This window comes from Pseudooceanicola aestuariicola (genome assembly GCF_045763785.1).
In the GTDB taxonomy this organism is placed as follows: Bacteria; Pseudomonadota; Alphaproteobacteria; order Rhodobacterales; family Rhodobacteraceae; genus Pseudooceanicola.
This window is the reverse complement of sequence record NZ_JBJGSF010000001.1, coordinates 1,265,138-1,280,652: the sequence shown is the minus strand read 5'-3', so window position 1 is coordinate 1,280,652 and position 15,515 is coordinate 1,265,138. Positions and strand designations below refer to the sequence as shown.

Annotated in this window: 15 protein-coding genes; 3 read left to right on the top strand and 12 right to left on the bottom strand. The window is 61.9% G+C overall.

The window, feature by feature from the left end; all coding sequences use genetic code 11:
* The 12 genes from lpxA to pyrH all read right to left on the bottom strand — a co-directional run bounded on the left by lpxA (nucleotide 1) and on the right by pyrH (nucleotide 11,526).
* Nucleotides 1-804 carry an acyl-ACP--UDP-N-acetylglucosamine O-acyltransferase gene (gene lpxA / locus ACI3GR_RS05810; protein ID WP_407493135.1) on the bottom strand — a complete coding sequence of 268 codons (804 nt, stop codon included), beginning with the start codon at nucleotides 802-804 and terminating at the stop codon, nucleotides 1-3.
* Between the two features lie 4 nt (nucleotides 805-808).
* Complete coding sequence (gene fabZ, locus ACI3GR_RS05805) at nucleotides 809-1,273, bottom strand: 3-hydroxyacyl-ACP dehydratase FabZ (protein ID WP_407493134.1); 465 nt, start codon at nucleotides 1,271-1,273, stop codon at nucleotides 809-811.
* Nucleotides 1,274-1,357: 84 nt separating this feature from the next.
* Entirely contained in the window at nucleotides 1,358-2,101 is a 744-nt protein-coding gene (locus tag ACI3GR_RS05800; protein ID WP_407493133.1) for an OmpH family outer membrane protein, read from the bottom strand.
* A 7-nt stretch (nucleotides 2,102-2,108) separates the two neighbouring features.
* Nucleotides 2,109-4,466, bottom strand: coding sequence for an outer membrane protein assembly factor BamA (bamA, locus tag ACI3GR_RS05795; RefSeq protein WP_407493132.1), 2,358 nt, complete (start codon nucleotides 4,464-4,466; stop codon nucleotides 2,109-2,111).
* 210 nt (nucleotides 4,467-4,676) lie between these two features.
* Nucleotides 4,677-4,808 (bottom strand): hypothetical protein, encoded by a 132-nt coding sequence (locus ACI3GR_RS05790; RefSeq protein WP_407493131.1) that lies wholly within the window; start codon nucleotides 4,806-4,808, stop codon nucleotides 4,677-4,679.
* 159 nt (nucleotides 4,809-4,967) lie between these two features.
* Nucleotides 4,968-6,308, bottom strand: coding sequence for an RIP metalloprotease RseP (gene rseP, locus ACI3GR_RS05785; RefSeq protein WP_407493130.1), 1,341 nt, complete (start codon nucleotides 6,306-6,308; stop codon nucleotides 4,968-4,970).
* Between the two features lie 49 nt (nucleotides 6,309-6,357).
* On the bottom strand, nucleotides 6,358-7,527 hold the full coding sequence (gene dxr, locus ACI3GR_RS05780; RefSeq protein WP_407493129.1) for a 1-deoxy-D-xylulose-5-phosphate reductoisomerase: 1,170 nt from the start codon (nucleotides 7,525-7,527) through the stop codon (nucleotides 6,358-6,360).
* On the bottom strand, nucleotides 7,527-8,312 hold the full coding sequence (locus ACI3GR_RS05775) for a phosphatidate cytidylyltransferase (RefSeq protein ID WP_407493128.1): 786 nt from the start codon (nucleotides 8,310-8,312) through the stop codon (nucleotides 7,527-7,529). The genes dxr and ACI3GR_RS05775 overlap by 1 nt, the downstream gene beginning before the upstream one ends.
* 1 nt (nucleotide 8,313) lies before the next feature.
* Nucleotides 8,314-9,039, bottom strand: coding sequence for a polyprenyl diphosphate synthase (uppS, locus tag ACI3GR_RS05770; RefSeq protein WP_407493127.1), 726 nt, complete (start codon nucleotides 9,037-9,039; stop codon nucleotides 8,314-8,316).
* 14 nt (nucleotides 9,040-9,053) lie between these two features.
* Nucleotides 9,054-9,617 carry a ribosome recycling factor gene (gene frr, locus ACI3GR_RS05765; RefSeq protein ID WP_407493126.1) on the bottom strand — a complete coding sequence of 188 codons (564 nt, stop codon included), beginning with the start codon at nucleotides 9,615-9,617 and terminating at the stop codon, nucleotides 9,054-9,056.
* A 184-nt stretch (nucleotides 9,618-9,801) separates the two neighbouring features.
* On the bottom strand, nucleotides 9,802-10,743 hold the full coding sequence (locus ACI3GR_RS05760) for a hypothetical protein (protein ID WP_407493125.1): 942 nt from the start codon (nucleotides 10,741-10,743) through the stop codon (nucleotides 9,802-9,804).
* A gap of 54 nt (nucleotides 10,744-10,797) precedes the next feature.
* Nucleotides 10,798-11,526, bottom strand: a complete 729-nt coding sequence (gene pyrH, locus ACI3GR_RS05755) for a UMP kinase (RefSeq protein ID WP_407493124.1) — start codon at nucleotides 11,524-11,526, stop codon at nucleotides 10,798-10,800.
* 41 nt (nucleotides 11,527-11,567) lie between these two features.
* Between pyrH and miaA the strand changes: the two genes are divergently transcribed.
* The 3 genes from miaA (at nucleotide 11,568) to ACI3GR_RS05740 (ending at nucleotide 15,469) form a co-directional block, all read left to right on the top strand.
* Nucleotides 11,568-12,497 (top strand): tRNA (adenosine(37)-N6)-dimethylallyltransferase MiaA, encoded by a 930-nt coding sequence (miaA, locus tag ACI3GR_RS05750; protein WP_407493607.1) that lies wholly within the window; start codon nucleotides 11,568-11,570, stop codon nucleotides 12,495-12,497.
* Nucleotides 12,498-12,662: 165 nt separating this feature from the next.
* The gene (locus ACI3GR_RS05745) at nucleotides 12,663-13,496 is read left to right on the top strand and encodes an AraC family transcriptional regulator (RefSeq protein ID WP_407493123.1); all 834 of its coding nucleotides are present in this window, start codon (nucleotides 12,663-12,665) and stop codon (nucleotides 13,494-13,496) included.
* A 329-nt stretch (nucleotides 13,497-13,825) separates the two neighbouring features.
* The gene (locus ACI3GR_RS05740) at nucleotides 13,826-15,469 is read left to right on the top strand and encodes an ABC transporter substrate-binding protein (RefSeq protein ID WP_407493122.1); all 1,644 of its coding nucleotides are present in this window, start codon (nucleotides 13,826-13,828) and stop codon (nucleotides 15,467-15,469) included.
* Nucleotides 15,470-15,515: the final 46 nt, after the last annotated feature.

The following is a 15,515-nucleotide window of genomic DNA, read 5'->3' as shown; positions in this document are numbered from 1 at the left end:
TCAGCCCTTGCCCGGTGTCAGGAAGGACCGGTCGCTGGCTTCGGTGACAAAGCGGACGATATCGCGGACGTAGTCGCTTTCTGTTTCATCACCAAGCCGCTTGGCCCGGTCCTGAAACGCGCCTTCGCCCTGTGCCAGCATCTGAAACGCGGCCCGCAGCGCGGTGATATCTGCGCGGGCCACGCCGCGCCGTTTCAGCCCGACGAGGTTCAGACCGTCCAGATAGCCGCGCGGGGCCTGAACCAGACCGTGCGGGATCACGTCGTTCGTCACCATGGTGACCGCGCCGATAATCGCACCGCGCCCGATACGCACGAACTGGTGCACGCCCGAAAGACCACCAATGATGACGTCGTCTTCGATCACGCAGTGCCCGGCCAGCGCCGCGTTGTTCACCACGACCACGTTGTTGCCGATGATGCAGTCATGCGCGATGTGGCAGCCCGCCATGAACAGCCCGTCATCGCCCACGCGGGTCACACCACCACCGCCTTCGGTGCCGGTGTTCATAGTGACATGTTCGCGGATGCGGTTGCGTTTGCCGATGGTCAGCGACGTCTCTTCGCCCTTGAACTTCTTGTCCTGCGGAATCGCGCCCAGAACGGCAAAGGGATGCACCAGAGTGTCGTCGCCGATCTCGCAGATGCCCTGCACCACCACGTGGCTTTGCAGCGTCACATTCGTGCCGATGCGCACCTTGGGGCCGATATGGCAAAAGGGGCCGATGGTCGTGCCAGCGCCGACGACGGCGCCGTCTTCGACGATGGCAGAGGCATGGACCTGCGCAGTCGGATCGATGGCCATAGGGTTACTCCTTCGGCAGGTCCATCATGGCGGTGAATTCGGCCTCGCACGCCAGTTCGCCATCCACTTCGGCCACGCCTTTGAACTTCCACACCTTGCCGCCCGGTTTCCCGCGCGTGGTGGTCAGGTTCATTTTCAGCACGTCGCCGGGGGTGACCATGCGGCGGAATTTGCAGGTCTCGATCGCCATGAAATAGACCAACAGTTCCTTGTCGGCCATGTCCATCGCCACGCCCACCATGACGGCGGCGGTCTGGGCCATCGCCTCGACGATGGTGACGCCGGGCATGATCGGCTTTCCGGGGAAATGGCCCTGAAAATGCGGTTCGTTCATGGTGACGTTCTTGATGCCGGTGGCGGATTGATAGCCGTCGATGGCGATAACCTTGTCGACCAGCAGGAAGGGATAGCGATGCGGGATGATCCGCTGGATCAAACCGATGTCGGCGGATTTCAGGCTGTCGCTCATGTCATGTCCTTCTGATGGCCGGGCGGATCACCGGGTTTGAGAGGCTGCGTATCAAGTCAGGCCCCTAGCGGCAAGCGCGGGGGATCAGTCCTGCGCGGTCGGGGCCTCAGTTGGGGCCTCGCTTGGAGCCTCTGTCGTGGGGGCCTGCAACGATGGGCCGTCTGGGGCAGAGCCGGTCTGGCTCTCCTCCTCGGGCGCAGGGGTGAGGGCCGGGCCGTCGCCGGAGGAGTTGGGGGACGCCGTACCGGGTGTTCCGGTGTCGAACCCGCCGACCATGCCCGGTTGGCCCGACATGGCGCGATCCAAGCGGACGATCGCCAATCCAGTCACGTCCACCGCCTGCAAGGAGGCAAGAACGCTGGTTTTTTCCATGATGATAACGGCACCGGATTCCTGCATGATCGACACCAAAACCGGATCAGCCGCGGCCAGAATGTCCTGACGGGCGGCGTTGTACTGATCCTGAATGCCGCGCAATTTCTGATCCTGCTGCAGACGCAAGGCCTGTACCTTTTCGTCAAAGGCCAAGGCGGCGGCCCGGAACTCTTCCGCCGTCATGCTGGCGCGGCGCGTGGTCAGGTCTTGTTCTTCGTCGGCGAGTTCAGCCTCGATCCGGCGGTTTTCCGCAGCCAAGGCAGAGCTTTGGGCGTTGAGGTTTTCTTCGAGCGCCCGCCCGGCCGCGCTTTCTGCGATCAGGCGTTCGCTTTCAAGCGTCAGGATCGGGCTGACAGCGGGCGCGCGGTCCTGCGCGAGCGTCACCTGCGGGACCGTCAGGGCGACGGTCACCGCGCAGAACAGCGCGCGCAGGCCTTTGGTCAGTCTGGGCAAGGCAGGCTCAGAATTCGGACCGGATCGAGACGTTGAAGCTCTGCTCGCGGTCATAAGCTTCTTTCTGAAGAGCTTTCGAGAAGTTGAAGCGCAGCGGACCGATGGGCGTGTCCCAGAAAAGCGAGACACCTACGACGTGACGGGCCGCCCCGCCATTGCCGAGGATCCCCGCCTGACCATTGGCAGACGCACCCACATCCCAGACGTTCGAGATGTCGTAGAACGCACCACCGGTGATCCCGTATTCCTCGGGCAGACCAAGGGGGAATTCCGCCTCGACCGAGCCAACGACGAACATGTTGCCGTAAAGCGCGTTGTTGACGCCGCCAACGCTTTGCTGCGGGCCGATCCCCGTGGGTTCAAAGCCTCGGATGTAATCGCCCAGCAAAGCCTGGCGATCAATCGTCCGGCTGGACCCGTTGGTGTAGTTCAGCATGCCGCCGCGCAGAGAGGCGCGCAGGATGACTTCTTCGTTCATGATAGACGTCTGGGCCGCAGCGCGTGCCTTTGTCCGGATGAACTGCGTGTTGCCGCCAAGGCCGGCATAATCCTGGCTGAATTCCAGCAAGAAACCCTTGCTTGGGTCCAGACCCGTCGTCCGAGTGTCGTAGGAGAAGGTGTATCCCAGATACGCCGCACCGATTTCGCCGCGCGCGATTTCGGACTGGATCACGCCGCCGGGCACGACAGCTGCCGTGCCGCTGGTCGCCGTAGACATCGTCGACGCTTCGTACCCGACGCGCACGCCAAGACGGGAATTATCGCTGACAGGGAACGTCAGGCCGGTGCTGAAGTTCGTGGCGTTCGTGTCGTATTCCGCGTTGAAGCCAGAGGTTTCGACGTAAGACGCGTCAAAGTTGAACGCCACGTCGCGACCCAAGAACGCCGGTTCAAGGAACGACAGGCTGTATTGCTGGTTCGACTCGGCACCGGACACGGTCAGGTTCAGGCCCTGCCCCCGACCAAGGAAGTTCGTTTCGGTGAACGAAATCGCCAGACCGAAGCCGGAGTTGGTCGAATAGGTGCCGCCGAAAGACAGCGACCCGGTGGGTCGTTCTTCAACGTCCACATCCACGACCACCTGATCGGGGCTGGAGCCTTCGCGCGCCTGCACCTCGGCGGTTTCAAAAAAGTCCAGCGCGCGAATGCGTTCAGCCGCTTCGCGGATCTGGCGGGGGTTGAAGGGATCGCCTTCAACCACGCGGAACTGACGGCGGATGACGCTGTCCAGAGTGGTGGTGTTGCCTTCAACGTCGATCCGTTCGACGAAGACGCGCGGGCCACGGGTCAGGACGAATTCGACGTCCAGCGTCAGGTCACGGTCGTTACGGGTGACGCGTGGTTCGACACGAAGGAAGTCCAGACCTTCCTTGATCGCCAGCATCTCCATCCGGGCGATGGCGTTTTCGACCAAGCTGGGCGAATAGACGACGCCGGGGCGCAGCTTCAGAACGGATTGATACAGCTCTGCTTCGGCGGCCGGATAATCGCTGACGACGGTGATGTCGCCAAAGCGGAATTGCTGCCCTTCCTGCACGTTGTACGTGATGAAATAGGCGTCGCGTTCGCGGGACAATTCGGCCTCGGACGCGGTGGTGCGGAAATCGATATAGCCACGAGACAGATAGAAATCGCGCAGGACCTGCTGGTCAAACTGCTGGCTGTCTTCGTTGTAGGTATCGCGGCGGATCAGCTGACGCAGAAGGCCCGCCTGCTTGGTGCCCAGAACGCGGCGCAGACGACGGTCGGAATAGACCGTGTTGCCGACAAAGCTGATGCGGTTCACCTCGGTGTTGCGGCCTTCGATGATCTCATAGACCAGATCGACGCGGTTGTCGGACCGGCGGATGATCTTGGGCGACACGCGCGCGGCGATCCGGCCCTGCTGGGCATAGGCTTCGGCAATCTTGGCGGCATCAGCTTCGGCGCGGGTCGGGGAAAAGACCAGGCGCGGCTTCGATGCGACGATCGCTTCGAGCGCGTCGTCCTTGAGGCGGCGGTTGCCCTCAAACGACACGCGGTTCACGGTCGGATATTCGTTGACGTTGATGACCAGCGTGCCACCACGCGGCACGATGTCGACGCTTTCGAACAGGCCCGAGGACACGAGGCGCTGGTAGGCGTCGTTCAGCTCGGCTGCAGAAACGCTCTGACCGCGGGCGATGCCAGCGTAGCTCAGAATGGTTCCGGTTTCGATTCGGGCGTTGCCATCGACCTGGACGGAATTGAACCGATAGCTTTGCGCCATCGCCTTATCCGTCAGGGCCGGAACCGATACGGACGCCAGAAGCGCCGCCATCAGAACCCGTGTTGTCATTTTGCGAAGCGACAAGGTGGCAGCCCCGTGTTTCCTGCGGTTTGTCATCGACCCACCCAGTTAGAATTTCCCCCAGTTAAAACGTGAGTACCCCGTGCGTCGGAGGTTGTCAAAATCATCTGGGGAAGAAAATTGGGTCGGAACGGAAAAAGGTGCGCAGACCATTTGGCTTGCGCACCGCGAGTTAAGCGTCCGGATCATGATTTGCTGCCTGATCCGGCGCCGAGGTAGGCCGTAAAAACGGCCCGGGGGAAGGGGTTAGGCGATCAGCGATGCAACCCAGTAGCCACCGGCCAGCGCCATGCCGACCATGCCCAAGGTGAACAGACGGTCGCGGTTCAGGTCGACCAGAAGAGAAACGCCAGAGTAACCGTTTTGGATAAGTTGCATGTTTCCACCCATATTTGTTCGATCAAGCGCCCACAGCAGGCGCGGTTGATGTGAATATGGTGGTGGATTGGGGCCAAAGCGGGCGGCAAATGTGACGTTTTCGGGGCAAATACCGAAATTTATTTCAAAGCCGACCGCCGTGGCGGATGCGCCCTGCCCTTACGGACAGAGCATGTCATTAGACAGCGCAAACAGCATCACGGCGATGATCAGGGTCAGGCCTGCCACCATCAGGACACGCAGGGCGTTGTCCGACGGGGGTTTGCCGGCGACCGCTTCGTATCCGAAGAACACCAGATGCCCGCCATCCAGAACCGGAATCGGGAACAAGTTCAGCAGACCCACGGCCGTCGACAGGGCCGCGACGAACCAGATAAAGCTGACCGCGCCTTGGCTGGCCATGGCGCCGGACGTCTGGGCGATCCCGATGGGACCGGACATGTTGCAGGTGCTGATCGCGCCCGTGATCATGTGCCACAGCCCCGAGATCGAGCTTTCGGCGATGCGATAGGTCTGGCTTACGCCGTTGCCAACAGCGGCCAGCGGGCCAACGCTTTGCGTGCCCGGCTCAAACGCCATACCGCCCGCAATTCCGATGCGCCATTCGGTGCGGAACCCGCCTTCGTCCTGCGGCTCATCCACGCGGCGCGGCTCTAGCGTAAAGTCCAGCGGCTGATTTGCGCCTTCGCGCCAGACCGTCAGGGCCACCGGAGCGCCGTTGGACGACTCGACCCGGTCTTTCAGCTGCGAAAAGGCGAAGATCGGTTCGCCGTCCATGGTCTGGATCACGTCACCGACCTTAAGGCCGATGTCATAGGCGGCGGAATTCGGGGCCAGCTGAGTGATCAGCGGCGGATAAGGATAAGGGCCATCGACCGTCTGCTCCAAGTCGTCGCGCACGACCACATACGGCAGGGTCTGTTCCAGCGGCAGGTCGTCGACGAAACTGTCCATCTTCATGGTTTCGTCCATGGGCATTCTGATGCCTGCTATTTCCAGTAGCTGGTCGCCCTGCTCTAGCGCGGCATAGTCCGGCGGCAGCGGGCGCATCTTTTCGACGGTCAAAGGATAGGCCACGTCGCCACGAGCAAAGAACAGCGTCGCGAAGATCAGGATCGACAGGATAAAGTTGAACACAGGGCCCGCCGCGACGGTGGCCGCCCGCGCCCACAGCGGCGCGCCGTGCATGGTCATCCTGCGGTCGGTGTCGGATAGCGATCCCATCGCCTCCACGTCCTTGCCCGAGGCCGCATCCGCATCGCCCAGAAACTTCACATAGCCACCAAAGGGCAGCGCGGCGATCTGCCAGCGGGTGCCGTGTTTGTCGACGCGGCTGATCAGCGTCGGCCCGATGCCTAGCGAAAAGACTTCGGCCCGTATGCCGGACAGGCGACCGATGATGTAGTGACCGTATTCATGGATCGCCACGATGATCGACAGAGCCACCACAAAGGCCAGCAACGTCATGAAAAGGCTTCCGAATTGCGGTAAAAAATCCATGTACGTCTACACCTTAGCCTGTTTGCGCGTTCTGCTGCGAGTGCCCCGTTCACAGGGCGCGGGCCATCACCCTGTCTGCTTCTTCTCTGGCGAGATGGTCCATCTTGAGGATGTTATCAAGATCAAACACGGCTTCAATATGGCCCAAGTCGGCCTCTAGCACATCAAGAACGCGTGCGACGACCTCTGCCATTTCCGTAAATTTGATGTGTCCGCCGATGAAGGCGTCCAGCGCGCGTTCCTTGGCCGCGTTAAAGGCCGCCCCCGCCATACCGCCCCGTTCCATCACCCGCGTGGCCAGCGCCAGCGCGGGGTATCGCGTCGTGTCGGCCGCGCGGAAGGTCAGTTGGCCCAGCTTGGCAAGGTCCAGCCGTTCCACAGGCAGATGCGCCCGGTCGGGCCAGTGCAGCGCGTATCCGATGGCATGGCGCATGTCCGGCGCGCCTAAGTGGGCCATCATGCCCCCGTCCACATGGCCGACAATGGCGTGGATCATGGATTCGGGGTGGATCAGCACCTCGATCTGATCTGGGCGCAGGGCAAAGAATTCCTTGGCTTCAATCACCTCAAGCGCCTTGTTGAACATCGATGCGCTGTCGATGGTGATGCGCTGACCCATGTCCCAGTTGGGGTGGGTGGAGGCCTGTTCCGGCGTCGCAGAATGAAGCTTCTCGATTGGCCAGTCGCGAAAGGCGCCGCCGCTGGCAGTAAGAATCACGCGTTCGACGGACGTCATTGCTTCGCCGCCAAGGGCCTGAAAAACGGCGGAATGTTCGCTGTCGACAGGCAGAACGGTCGATCCGCTTTGGTAGGCGGACCGCATCACCAAAGGCCCCGCAGCGACCAGAGTTTCCTTGTTGGCCAGCGCCAGCGTCGCGCCCTGCTGGATGGCGGCCAGACCGGGCGGCAGACCCGCCGCGCCCACGATGGCAGACATGACCCAATCGGCGGGGCGTGAGGCGGCTTCGACCAGCGCGCCCTGCCCGGCTGCGGCCTCGACCCCCGTGCCCAGTAGGGCATCGCGCAGATCATCCAGACACTCATTATGGGCGGTGACAGCGACATCGGCCTTAAGGCGGATCGCGTCGCGGGCCAGTTGCGCGATGTTGCGCCCGCCGGTCAGGGCGACGACGTCATATGCGCCCGGCGCACGGTCAATCAGGTCGATGGTGTTCTGGCCGATGGATCCTGTCGCGCCCAGAATAGAGACGCGGCGCATCAGTTCACCCCGACCGGCAGCCCCGCCCAAGGGCCTATCAGCAATAGGAAAACCGCGCCGCCCAGCATCCCGTCAAAGCGGTCCAGCAGCCCACCGTGGCCGGGGATCAGGGATGACGAATCCTTGGCCCCTACCCGACGTTTCATGGCGGATTCGGCCATATCACCCATCTGGGACGCCATCGATACGGCCACCGACAAGCCGATCAGCGAATACCCAACGGGTGTCTGCGATGCGAAGGCGAAACCAACCAGGCCTGCCGCGACCCAGCCTGCCGCTGTGCCGGCCCATGTCTTCTTGGGGCTGACGCGGGGCCAGAACTTTGGCCCGCCAATGGCGCGGCCCGCGAAATAGCCCGCCACATCCGTCGCCACGATGACCAGAACCAGCCACAGCAGCCAGACCATGCCCGACACTTCGCGCAGCTGGACCATGCCGAAGGCGGCCACCAAAATCATCGCGGTGAAAGACAGGTAGAGAACGCGGTGACGCGGCACCCAGGCGATGCCCGCCATCGCAGGCGCCAGCAGCAAGGGCAGCGCCACAAGGATCGGCAGATACAGCGCCGCCAACAGCGCCAGACCCGCGGCCAGTGCCATGGCCAACGCGGATTTATGCGCCTCTGGCGTCAGAAGCCGGACCAGTTCCCAGACCATGCCGCCCGCGATGGCCGCAAAGGCCACGCGCAGCGGATGACCGCCCCACCAGATCACCAAAAGGCCAATCACCACCATGGCAACGCCAGAGATCACCCGGGGGCGCAAATCCTGCCAAGAACGTGCCATATCAGACCTTTACCCCGCCAAAGCGGCGATCACGCCCGGCGTATCCGGCGATCAGACCGGCAAAAACATCCGGTGAGAAATCGGGCCAGAGCGTGTCGATGAATTCATATTCGGAATAGGCCGACTGCCAGAGCAGGAAGTTGGAAATCCGCGCTTCACCGCTGGTGCGAATGACCAGATCGGGGTCGGGCAGCACGCGGGTATCCAGATAGCGCGGCAGAGTTTCCACGTCGATATCCTCGGGCTTCAGCTTGCCGGCGGCCACATCTTCGGCCAGCAGACGTGTGGCGCGGGCCACTTCATCCCGACCGCCATAGTTCAGCGCGATGGTCAGGTTGGTGCCGTCGCAATCGCGCGTGGCGTCCTCTAGGTCATCCATCAGCTGCTGCAGCTTGGGGTCCAAACCGGGGCGGTCCCCGATGAACCGCACCCGCACGTTATTCGCCTTCAGCGCGCGGGTTTCTTTCTGGATATAGCGGCGAAACAGCGACATGAGGCCCGCGACCTCGATCTGTGTACGCCGCCAATTTTCGGTCGAAAAGCCGAAGATCGTCAGATACTTGACACCCAGATCGGGACAGGCCTCGACGATTTCACGCACACGTTTGGCGCCAGCATGGTGCCCGAACAGGCGCGGGCGGCCGCGCATGGTCGCCCACCGGCCGTTGCCATCCATGATGATGGCAACATGCGCCGGCCCCGGCCTGATATCGTCGACTTTGGTCATCCCCGCTGCTGGCCTTAGACCTGCATGATTTCTTCTTGCTTATTCTCCAGCGCGGCATCGACCTTTTTGACGTATTGGTCAGTCAGATCCTGCACCTCGGCTTCCCAGAACTTCTGGTCGTCTTCCGACAGGCCGTCGGCCTTGGCTTTCTTGATCTGGTCCATGCCATCGCGGCGCAGGTTACGGATCGAAACGCGGGCGCTTTCTGCGTATTGCGCGGCGACCTTGGTCAGCTCGCGGCGGCGTTCTTCGTTCAGTTCGGGGATCGGCAGCATGATGATGGTGCCGTTGAGCTGCGGATTGATGCCCAGACCGGATTCCCGGATCGCCTTTTCAACCTTGTTCACAAGGCCCTTGTCCCAGACGTTCACGGTGACCATACGCGGTTCCGGCACGTTCACGGTGCCCACCTGGTTGATCGGCGTCAGGCTGCCGTAGGCATCGACCATCACCGGTTCCAGCATAGAGGCCGAGGCGCGGCCAGTACGCAGCGATGCGAATTCCGTGCGCAGGTTGCTCATGGCGCCATCCATCCGGCGCTTCAGGTCATCTGTATCCAGCTCAAAGTCGTCAGCCATGGGCGTATCTCCCCAGTATTTCGAAGTGTTTCATGGGTAATACGGCAGCGGATGGCCCTTGTATAGGCGTGGCTTGCGCCGATGCGGTTCCGCAATCAGGTATTTTTAACCAGAAGAAGCGTGAAGCGCGCGCGCCCCATCTTCTTCTGGTTTATAAATACCTCATGCGCGACGCCTGCCGCGCTTAGGTCGATTGGGGATGCAGACACAGGATCTGGTTGTCGGGGTCAAAGAAGACGTAAAGCTCTCCCAACGACCAGAACTCTAAGGTTTCGAGATGGTCTTGGATGTAGCCCTCGTCCGTCTCCACTTCATTCGGCAGGCCCGGATTGCCGCCGCCGAACTGGCATAGGAACCGCATCGGACGCATGCTGACGGGCGACAGGGGAAGTTCGGGGTATTGCACCCAGTCCGGAACGCCAGCCAGCCCGTCCCAGCCCGGGAATTCATCGAGGCCCAAGCGGCGGGGCATCAGAGTGTAGGCCTGTTCACGCCACAGGACTTCGGGCCGGTTGGCGAAGGCCTCGGCGACCGAGGCGCTTTCCTGCACCGGTCCATAGGGCGATTGGTCCGTGGTCAGTGGGCGGTGCGGCGTGCCCCAGTCTAACATGCGCCCCTCTGAGGGGGGCAGCAATCGCGGCGCCAGCGGGTCGGACACATCCAGGAAGACAGGCGGGTGATAGTCGACAAACACCGGATACAGCAGCGGAACGGTTCCGGTGCCTGTGCCCTCTGCCCCAATGCTACCGATATATTGCAGCCCCGAGGTGAAAGAGGTGTCGGGATATTTGAACCCTTCGGGCGGGTGCCCCCCGATACGGATCGGGCCGTCGTCGACCATTTGAAAGGCGGTTTCGTCCAGCGGCGGCGTGGTGATCGGTGTCAGGGTCGACGCAGCGACGACGTTTTCGTCCAGCGGGTCGCTGTCAAAGTCTTCGTCCGGGCCGGTCTGTGTCATCGCGCCGGTCAGGCGATCGCCGTCGAAGTCCAGCACCAGCACATAGCTCTCTCCGCTCTCAAGATCGGCAAGCGCCTGATCTTCGGAGATGTGATGCATCTCGAGCGCGAAGCGCGTCCGCGCGTCGCCCGAGATGTCCAGTTCAGCATGGGCGAAGTATTGTCTCATGGGGCCTCTCTTACAAACTTAAGCTAGGCCCATCCCCGTAGGGGTAAAGACGGCTTAGTCCTTGACGATGGTATAAGTGCCTTCGCCCGCCAGAATGCCGCGGAAGCCGCCCGGTTCGTCCAGCGAAAAGACGATGATCGGCTTGCGGTTGTCCCGTGCCAGCGCGATGGCCGAGGCGTCCATGACGTTCAGGTGCTGGGCCAGAACCTCATCGTAGGTGACTTCGTCATACCGCTTGGCATCGTCGTGCTTCATCGGGTCCTTGTCATAGACGCCATCGACCTTGGTGCCCTTAAAGATCGCTTCGCAGGCCATTTCGTTGGCGCGCAGCGTGGCGGCCGTGTCGGTGGTGAAATAGGGGTTGCCCGTCCCGGCGGCGAAGATGCAGACGCGCTTTTTCTCCAAATGGCGCACGGCGCGGCGGCGGATGTAGGGTTCGCAGACCTGATCCATCGGGATGGCGCTGATCACGCGGGTGTGGATTTTCAGCGCCTCGAGTGCGGCCTGCATCGCCAGCGCGTTCATCACCGTGGCCAGCATGCCCATGTAATCGGCAGTGGTGCGTTCCATCCCCTGCGCCGATCCGGCCAGACCGCGGAAGATGTTGCCGCCGCCGATGACCATGCAAATCTCGACCCCCATGTCGTGGACGGACTGAACCTCTTTGGCGATGCGATCCACGGTCGGCGGGTGCAGGCCGTAGCCCTGATCGCCCATCAGCGCCTCGCCAGAGATTTTCAGCAGAACCCGTTTGTAGGTGGTTTTGGGCTGGTCTGCGGCCATGTTGCGCTCCGTCTGTCGAGGGGGGTAAGTTGGGCGGCAAAATGGGCGAAAACGCGAAGCAGTTCAATGCACCTTTCACGCAAAACCAAGGCACGGGCGAAATGATCCCGGATTGGGTGTCATCCGAGCGGCCGGTGCTGATTGCCGGGCCGACCGCCTCGGGCAAATCGGCGCTGGCGCTAGAGATCGCGGCGCGGGATGGCGGTGTCGTCATTAATGCGGATGCAATTCAGGTCTATGACAACTGGCGGGTGCTGACCGCCCGCCCCTCGCCAGACGAAGAGGCGATGGTCCCCCATGCGCTTTATGGCCATGTCGCAAAGGACCATTCCTATTCCGTGGGTGAATGGCTGCGCGAGGTCGCAGGGCTGCTGAACGGTGCGCGGCCGATCATCGTGGGCGGCACGGGGCTGTATTTCACGGCACTAACCGAAGGGCTGGCGGACATCCCCGCCACCCCGCCCGAGGTCCGGGCCGAGGGGGATGCGCTGCGCGAAGCCGAAGGGCTGGCCCCAATGCTGGCCGCGCTGGATGAAGAGACGTTGTCGCGGATCGATCAGGCAAACCCTATGCGCGTGCAGCGCGCGTGGGAGGTTTGGCGCGCCACGGGGCGGCCCCTGTCGTCGTGGCAGGATGACACGCCCGCACCGCTATTGCCCGAAAGCGCTGCCGATTGCATCGTGTTCGACGCGCCCAAGGATTGGCTGACCCCGCGGATCGAGGCGCGATTCGACAAGATGCTGGCCGCCGGGGCGTTGGACGAAGCGCGAGACAATCTAGCGGGATGGGATCCTGCCCTGCCGTCGTCCAAGGCGATTGGCGCGCCGGAACTGATCGCGCACCTGCGCGGAGAGATGACGCTGGACGAGGCCCGCAATCGGGCCACCATTGCGACGCGGCAATTCGCCAAGAGACAGCGCACATGGTTCCGCGCCCGGATGAAAGCGTGGCGAGCCGTATCACCAGGTTAACCAATTTCTGCGCACAACTGTGGATTGTCCATCAACTGTCCACAATCCATCCCCAGCTTGCCCTCGGCGCGGCAATTTTCTGTGGGAAAGCTGTGGATAAGTGAACCAGTTCTTTACCTATTGGAACATCCCGCCCTAGGCTGAGGGCAACCAAAGGGGTGTCACATGCAGATACAGAACATTCTTGCGCAATCGCCACACGAAGCTTCGGTCGCGTCTCCGCGCGTTCGGAGCCTTGGTCAATTGACCTCTGGCGGGTCTTGGCGGCTGGATCTTCAGCACGCGCGGGCGTCGCATTTGTTCCTGTGGCTGACCAAAGGCCAGGGTCGCGCGACGATTCTTGGTAAACGTCGCGGCGTGGGCGCGCATAATGCGCTGTTCATTCCTGCAGGCACCCTGATGTCCATGGATCTGGGCAAGCAATGCTATGGTATCGCCATCGACCTGCCCGCACATGAAACCGGTATCTGGCCCGAAGAGCCGCAGCACATCCGCATCCGGGACGTTATGGCCCAGAACGAGGTGAACGCGATCCTCGACAATATGCAGCGCGAACAATCCACCCACCGCGCCTTTGGCGACGAAGCGGCCCGCGCCCATGCTGGTCTGCTGGGCGTGTGGATGCGCCGGATGCTGGCGCTGGACGACAACAAACCCAGCCCCCGCGTGCCTGCGGCCGAACGCCTGATCGCGGCCTTCTGTTCGCTGGTGGAAAAGGACTACCGCTCGGGCAAGCCGATGGCGGATTACGCGACCGCGCTTGGCGTGACGCCCACCCACCTTAGCCGCGCCTGCCGTCAGGTGGCCGGTATGACGGCGGCAGACATGATCACGGAACGGGTGCTCTATGCCGCGCGGGACATGCTGGAAGGCGGCGACCTGCCCATTCGTCTGATCGCGGAAATGCTGGGCTTTTCCTCGGCCGCCTATTTCACGCGGTTCGTTCAGAACCAGACCGGCCAGACGCCATCGGCCTTGCGGCAGGCGGCGCGGGGTTAGGGTTTTGGATCGCGCCCAACCCGCGGCGCAGGGCCAACATAACGATCGGTTTTCCCATGAGTGGGATGGCAAGGGGCGTTTCTATTCGGAACGCCCCTTTGTCGTATCTGCGAAAGCTGTACGCAGGTTCGGAAAAACTGTTGCTTTTAGGGGGTATGTCGTTTTTGACTAAGGTCGATGTCGCAAATCGACCTTTAAGTTCGATCGTGCCAAGCAAGACTGGGGGACACGACAAAGACTTCCAAAACGGACCGCGCTGACCAAGACCCCCGACAGAGGGGCCAAGCTGCGGACCCACCCAACAAAATATGTGTCACAGGGAGATTACGATGACGCTTCACTTTAAACCCAAGGCCGCGGTGCATCCGGCGGCCAAGATGTACGCCGAGGAATTCAAGGCCGGCAAACTAAGCCGCCGCGAATTCATCACCCGCACCTCGGCACTTGGTGTGGCCACCGCGACGATCTACGGTCTGGGCGGTCTGACCCCGGCCAAGGCCGCCAGCCACGCGACGCCCCAGATGGGCGGCACGCTGCGTGTGCAGATGGAAACCAAGGCCCTGAAAGACCCACGGAATTTCGACTGGTCGCAGATGGCGAACTTTGCCCGCGGCTGGCTGGAATACCTTGTCGAATACCAGCGCGACGGGTCGTTCGAAGGCCGTCTGCTGGAATCCTGGGAAGCCAACGACGATGCCACCGAATACACGCTGAATGTCCGTCAGGGCGTCAAATGGAACAACGGCGACGATTTCACCGCCGACGACGTGATCTTTAACCTCAACCGCTGGTGCGAAACCGGGGTCGAAGGCAACTCCATGGCGTCGCGCATGTCGTCGCTGATCGACGAGGAAACCGGCAACGCCCGCGATGGCGCGATCACCAAGGTGGACGACTACACCGTCGTGCTGAAGCCTGCGAACCCCGACATCACGCTGATCCCCGGCATGGCGGATTATCCGTCGGCCATCGTGCACCCGTCTTATGACGGCGGCGACCCGGCGGCGAACCCGATCGGCACAGGCCCCTTCATTCCCGAAACAAACGAAGTGGGCGTGAAACAGGTTCTGGTGAAGAACACCGATCACGAATGGTGGGGCGAAGGTGCCTATCTTGACCGGATCGAATTCATCGACTTCGGCACGGACATGGCATCCTGGGTCGCGGCTGCAGATGCCGACGAAATCGACATGACCTATCAGTCCACGGGTGAATTCATCGAAGTGCTGGACGCGATGGAATGGACCAAGTCCGAAGCCGTGACCGCCGCAACGCTGTGCGTGCGCTTCAACCAGTCTCAGGCCCCTTATGACAACCCGAAGGTGCGCAAGGCGCTGCAGATGGCTGTCGATCCGGCGGTGATCTTGGAACTGGGCTATGCAGGCTATGGCACTGTGGCGGAACACCACCATGTCTGCCCAATCCACCCGGAATACGCGGAAATACCGAAGGTGCCCGTTGATCCCGCCGCCGCCAAGGCGATGATCGAAGAAGCAGGCCATGCCGACACCACGTTCGAACTGATCTCGATCGACGACCAGTGGCAAACCGAAAGCTGTGATGCGGTCGCCGCGCAGGTTCGCGACGCGGGCATCATGATCGAACGCAAAATCCTGCCCGGCTCGACCTTCTGGAACGACTGGCTGGTGTACCCCTGGTCCGCGACCGAATGGAACCAGCGTCCCCTGGGCGTTCAGGTTCTGGCGCTGGCCTATAAATCCGGCGTGCCGTGGAACGAAACCGCGATGGCGAACGAAGAATTCGACGCCAAGCTGGCCGAAGCCATGGCAATCAACGACGCCGAGGCCCGCAAGACCGTCATGGCCGAGATCGAACAGATCATGTTGGACGAAGGCGTGATGATCCAGCCCTACTGGCGCTCGCTCTTCCGGCATTACAAGCCGACGGTGCATGGCACCGAAATGCATCCGACCTTCGAGATGCATCACTATAAATGGTGGGTCGAGGCATAAGCCCACCCCTTGGGGTGTCCCTGATGTCACATCATCAGGGGCCCCC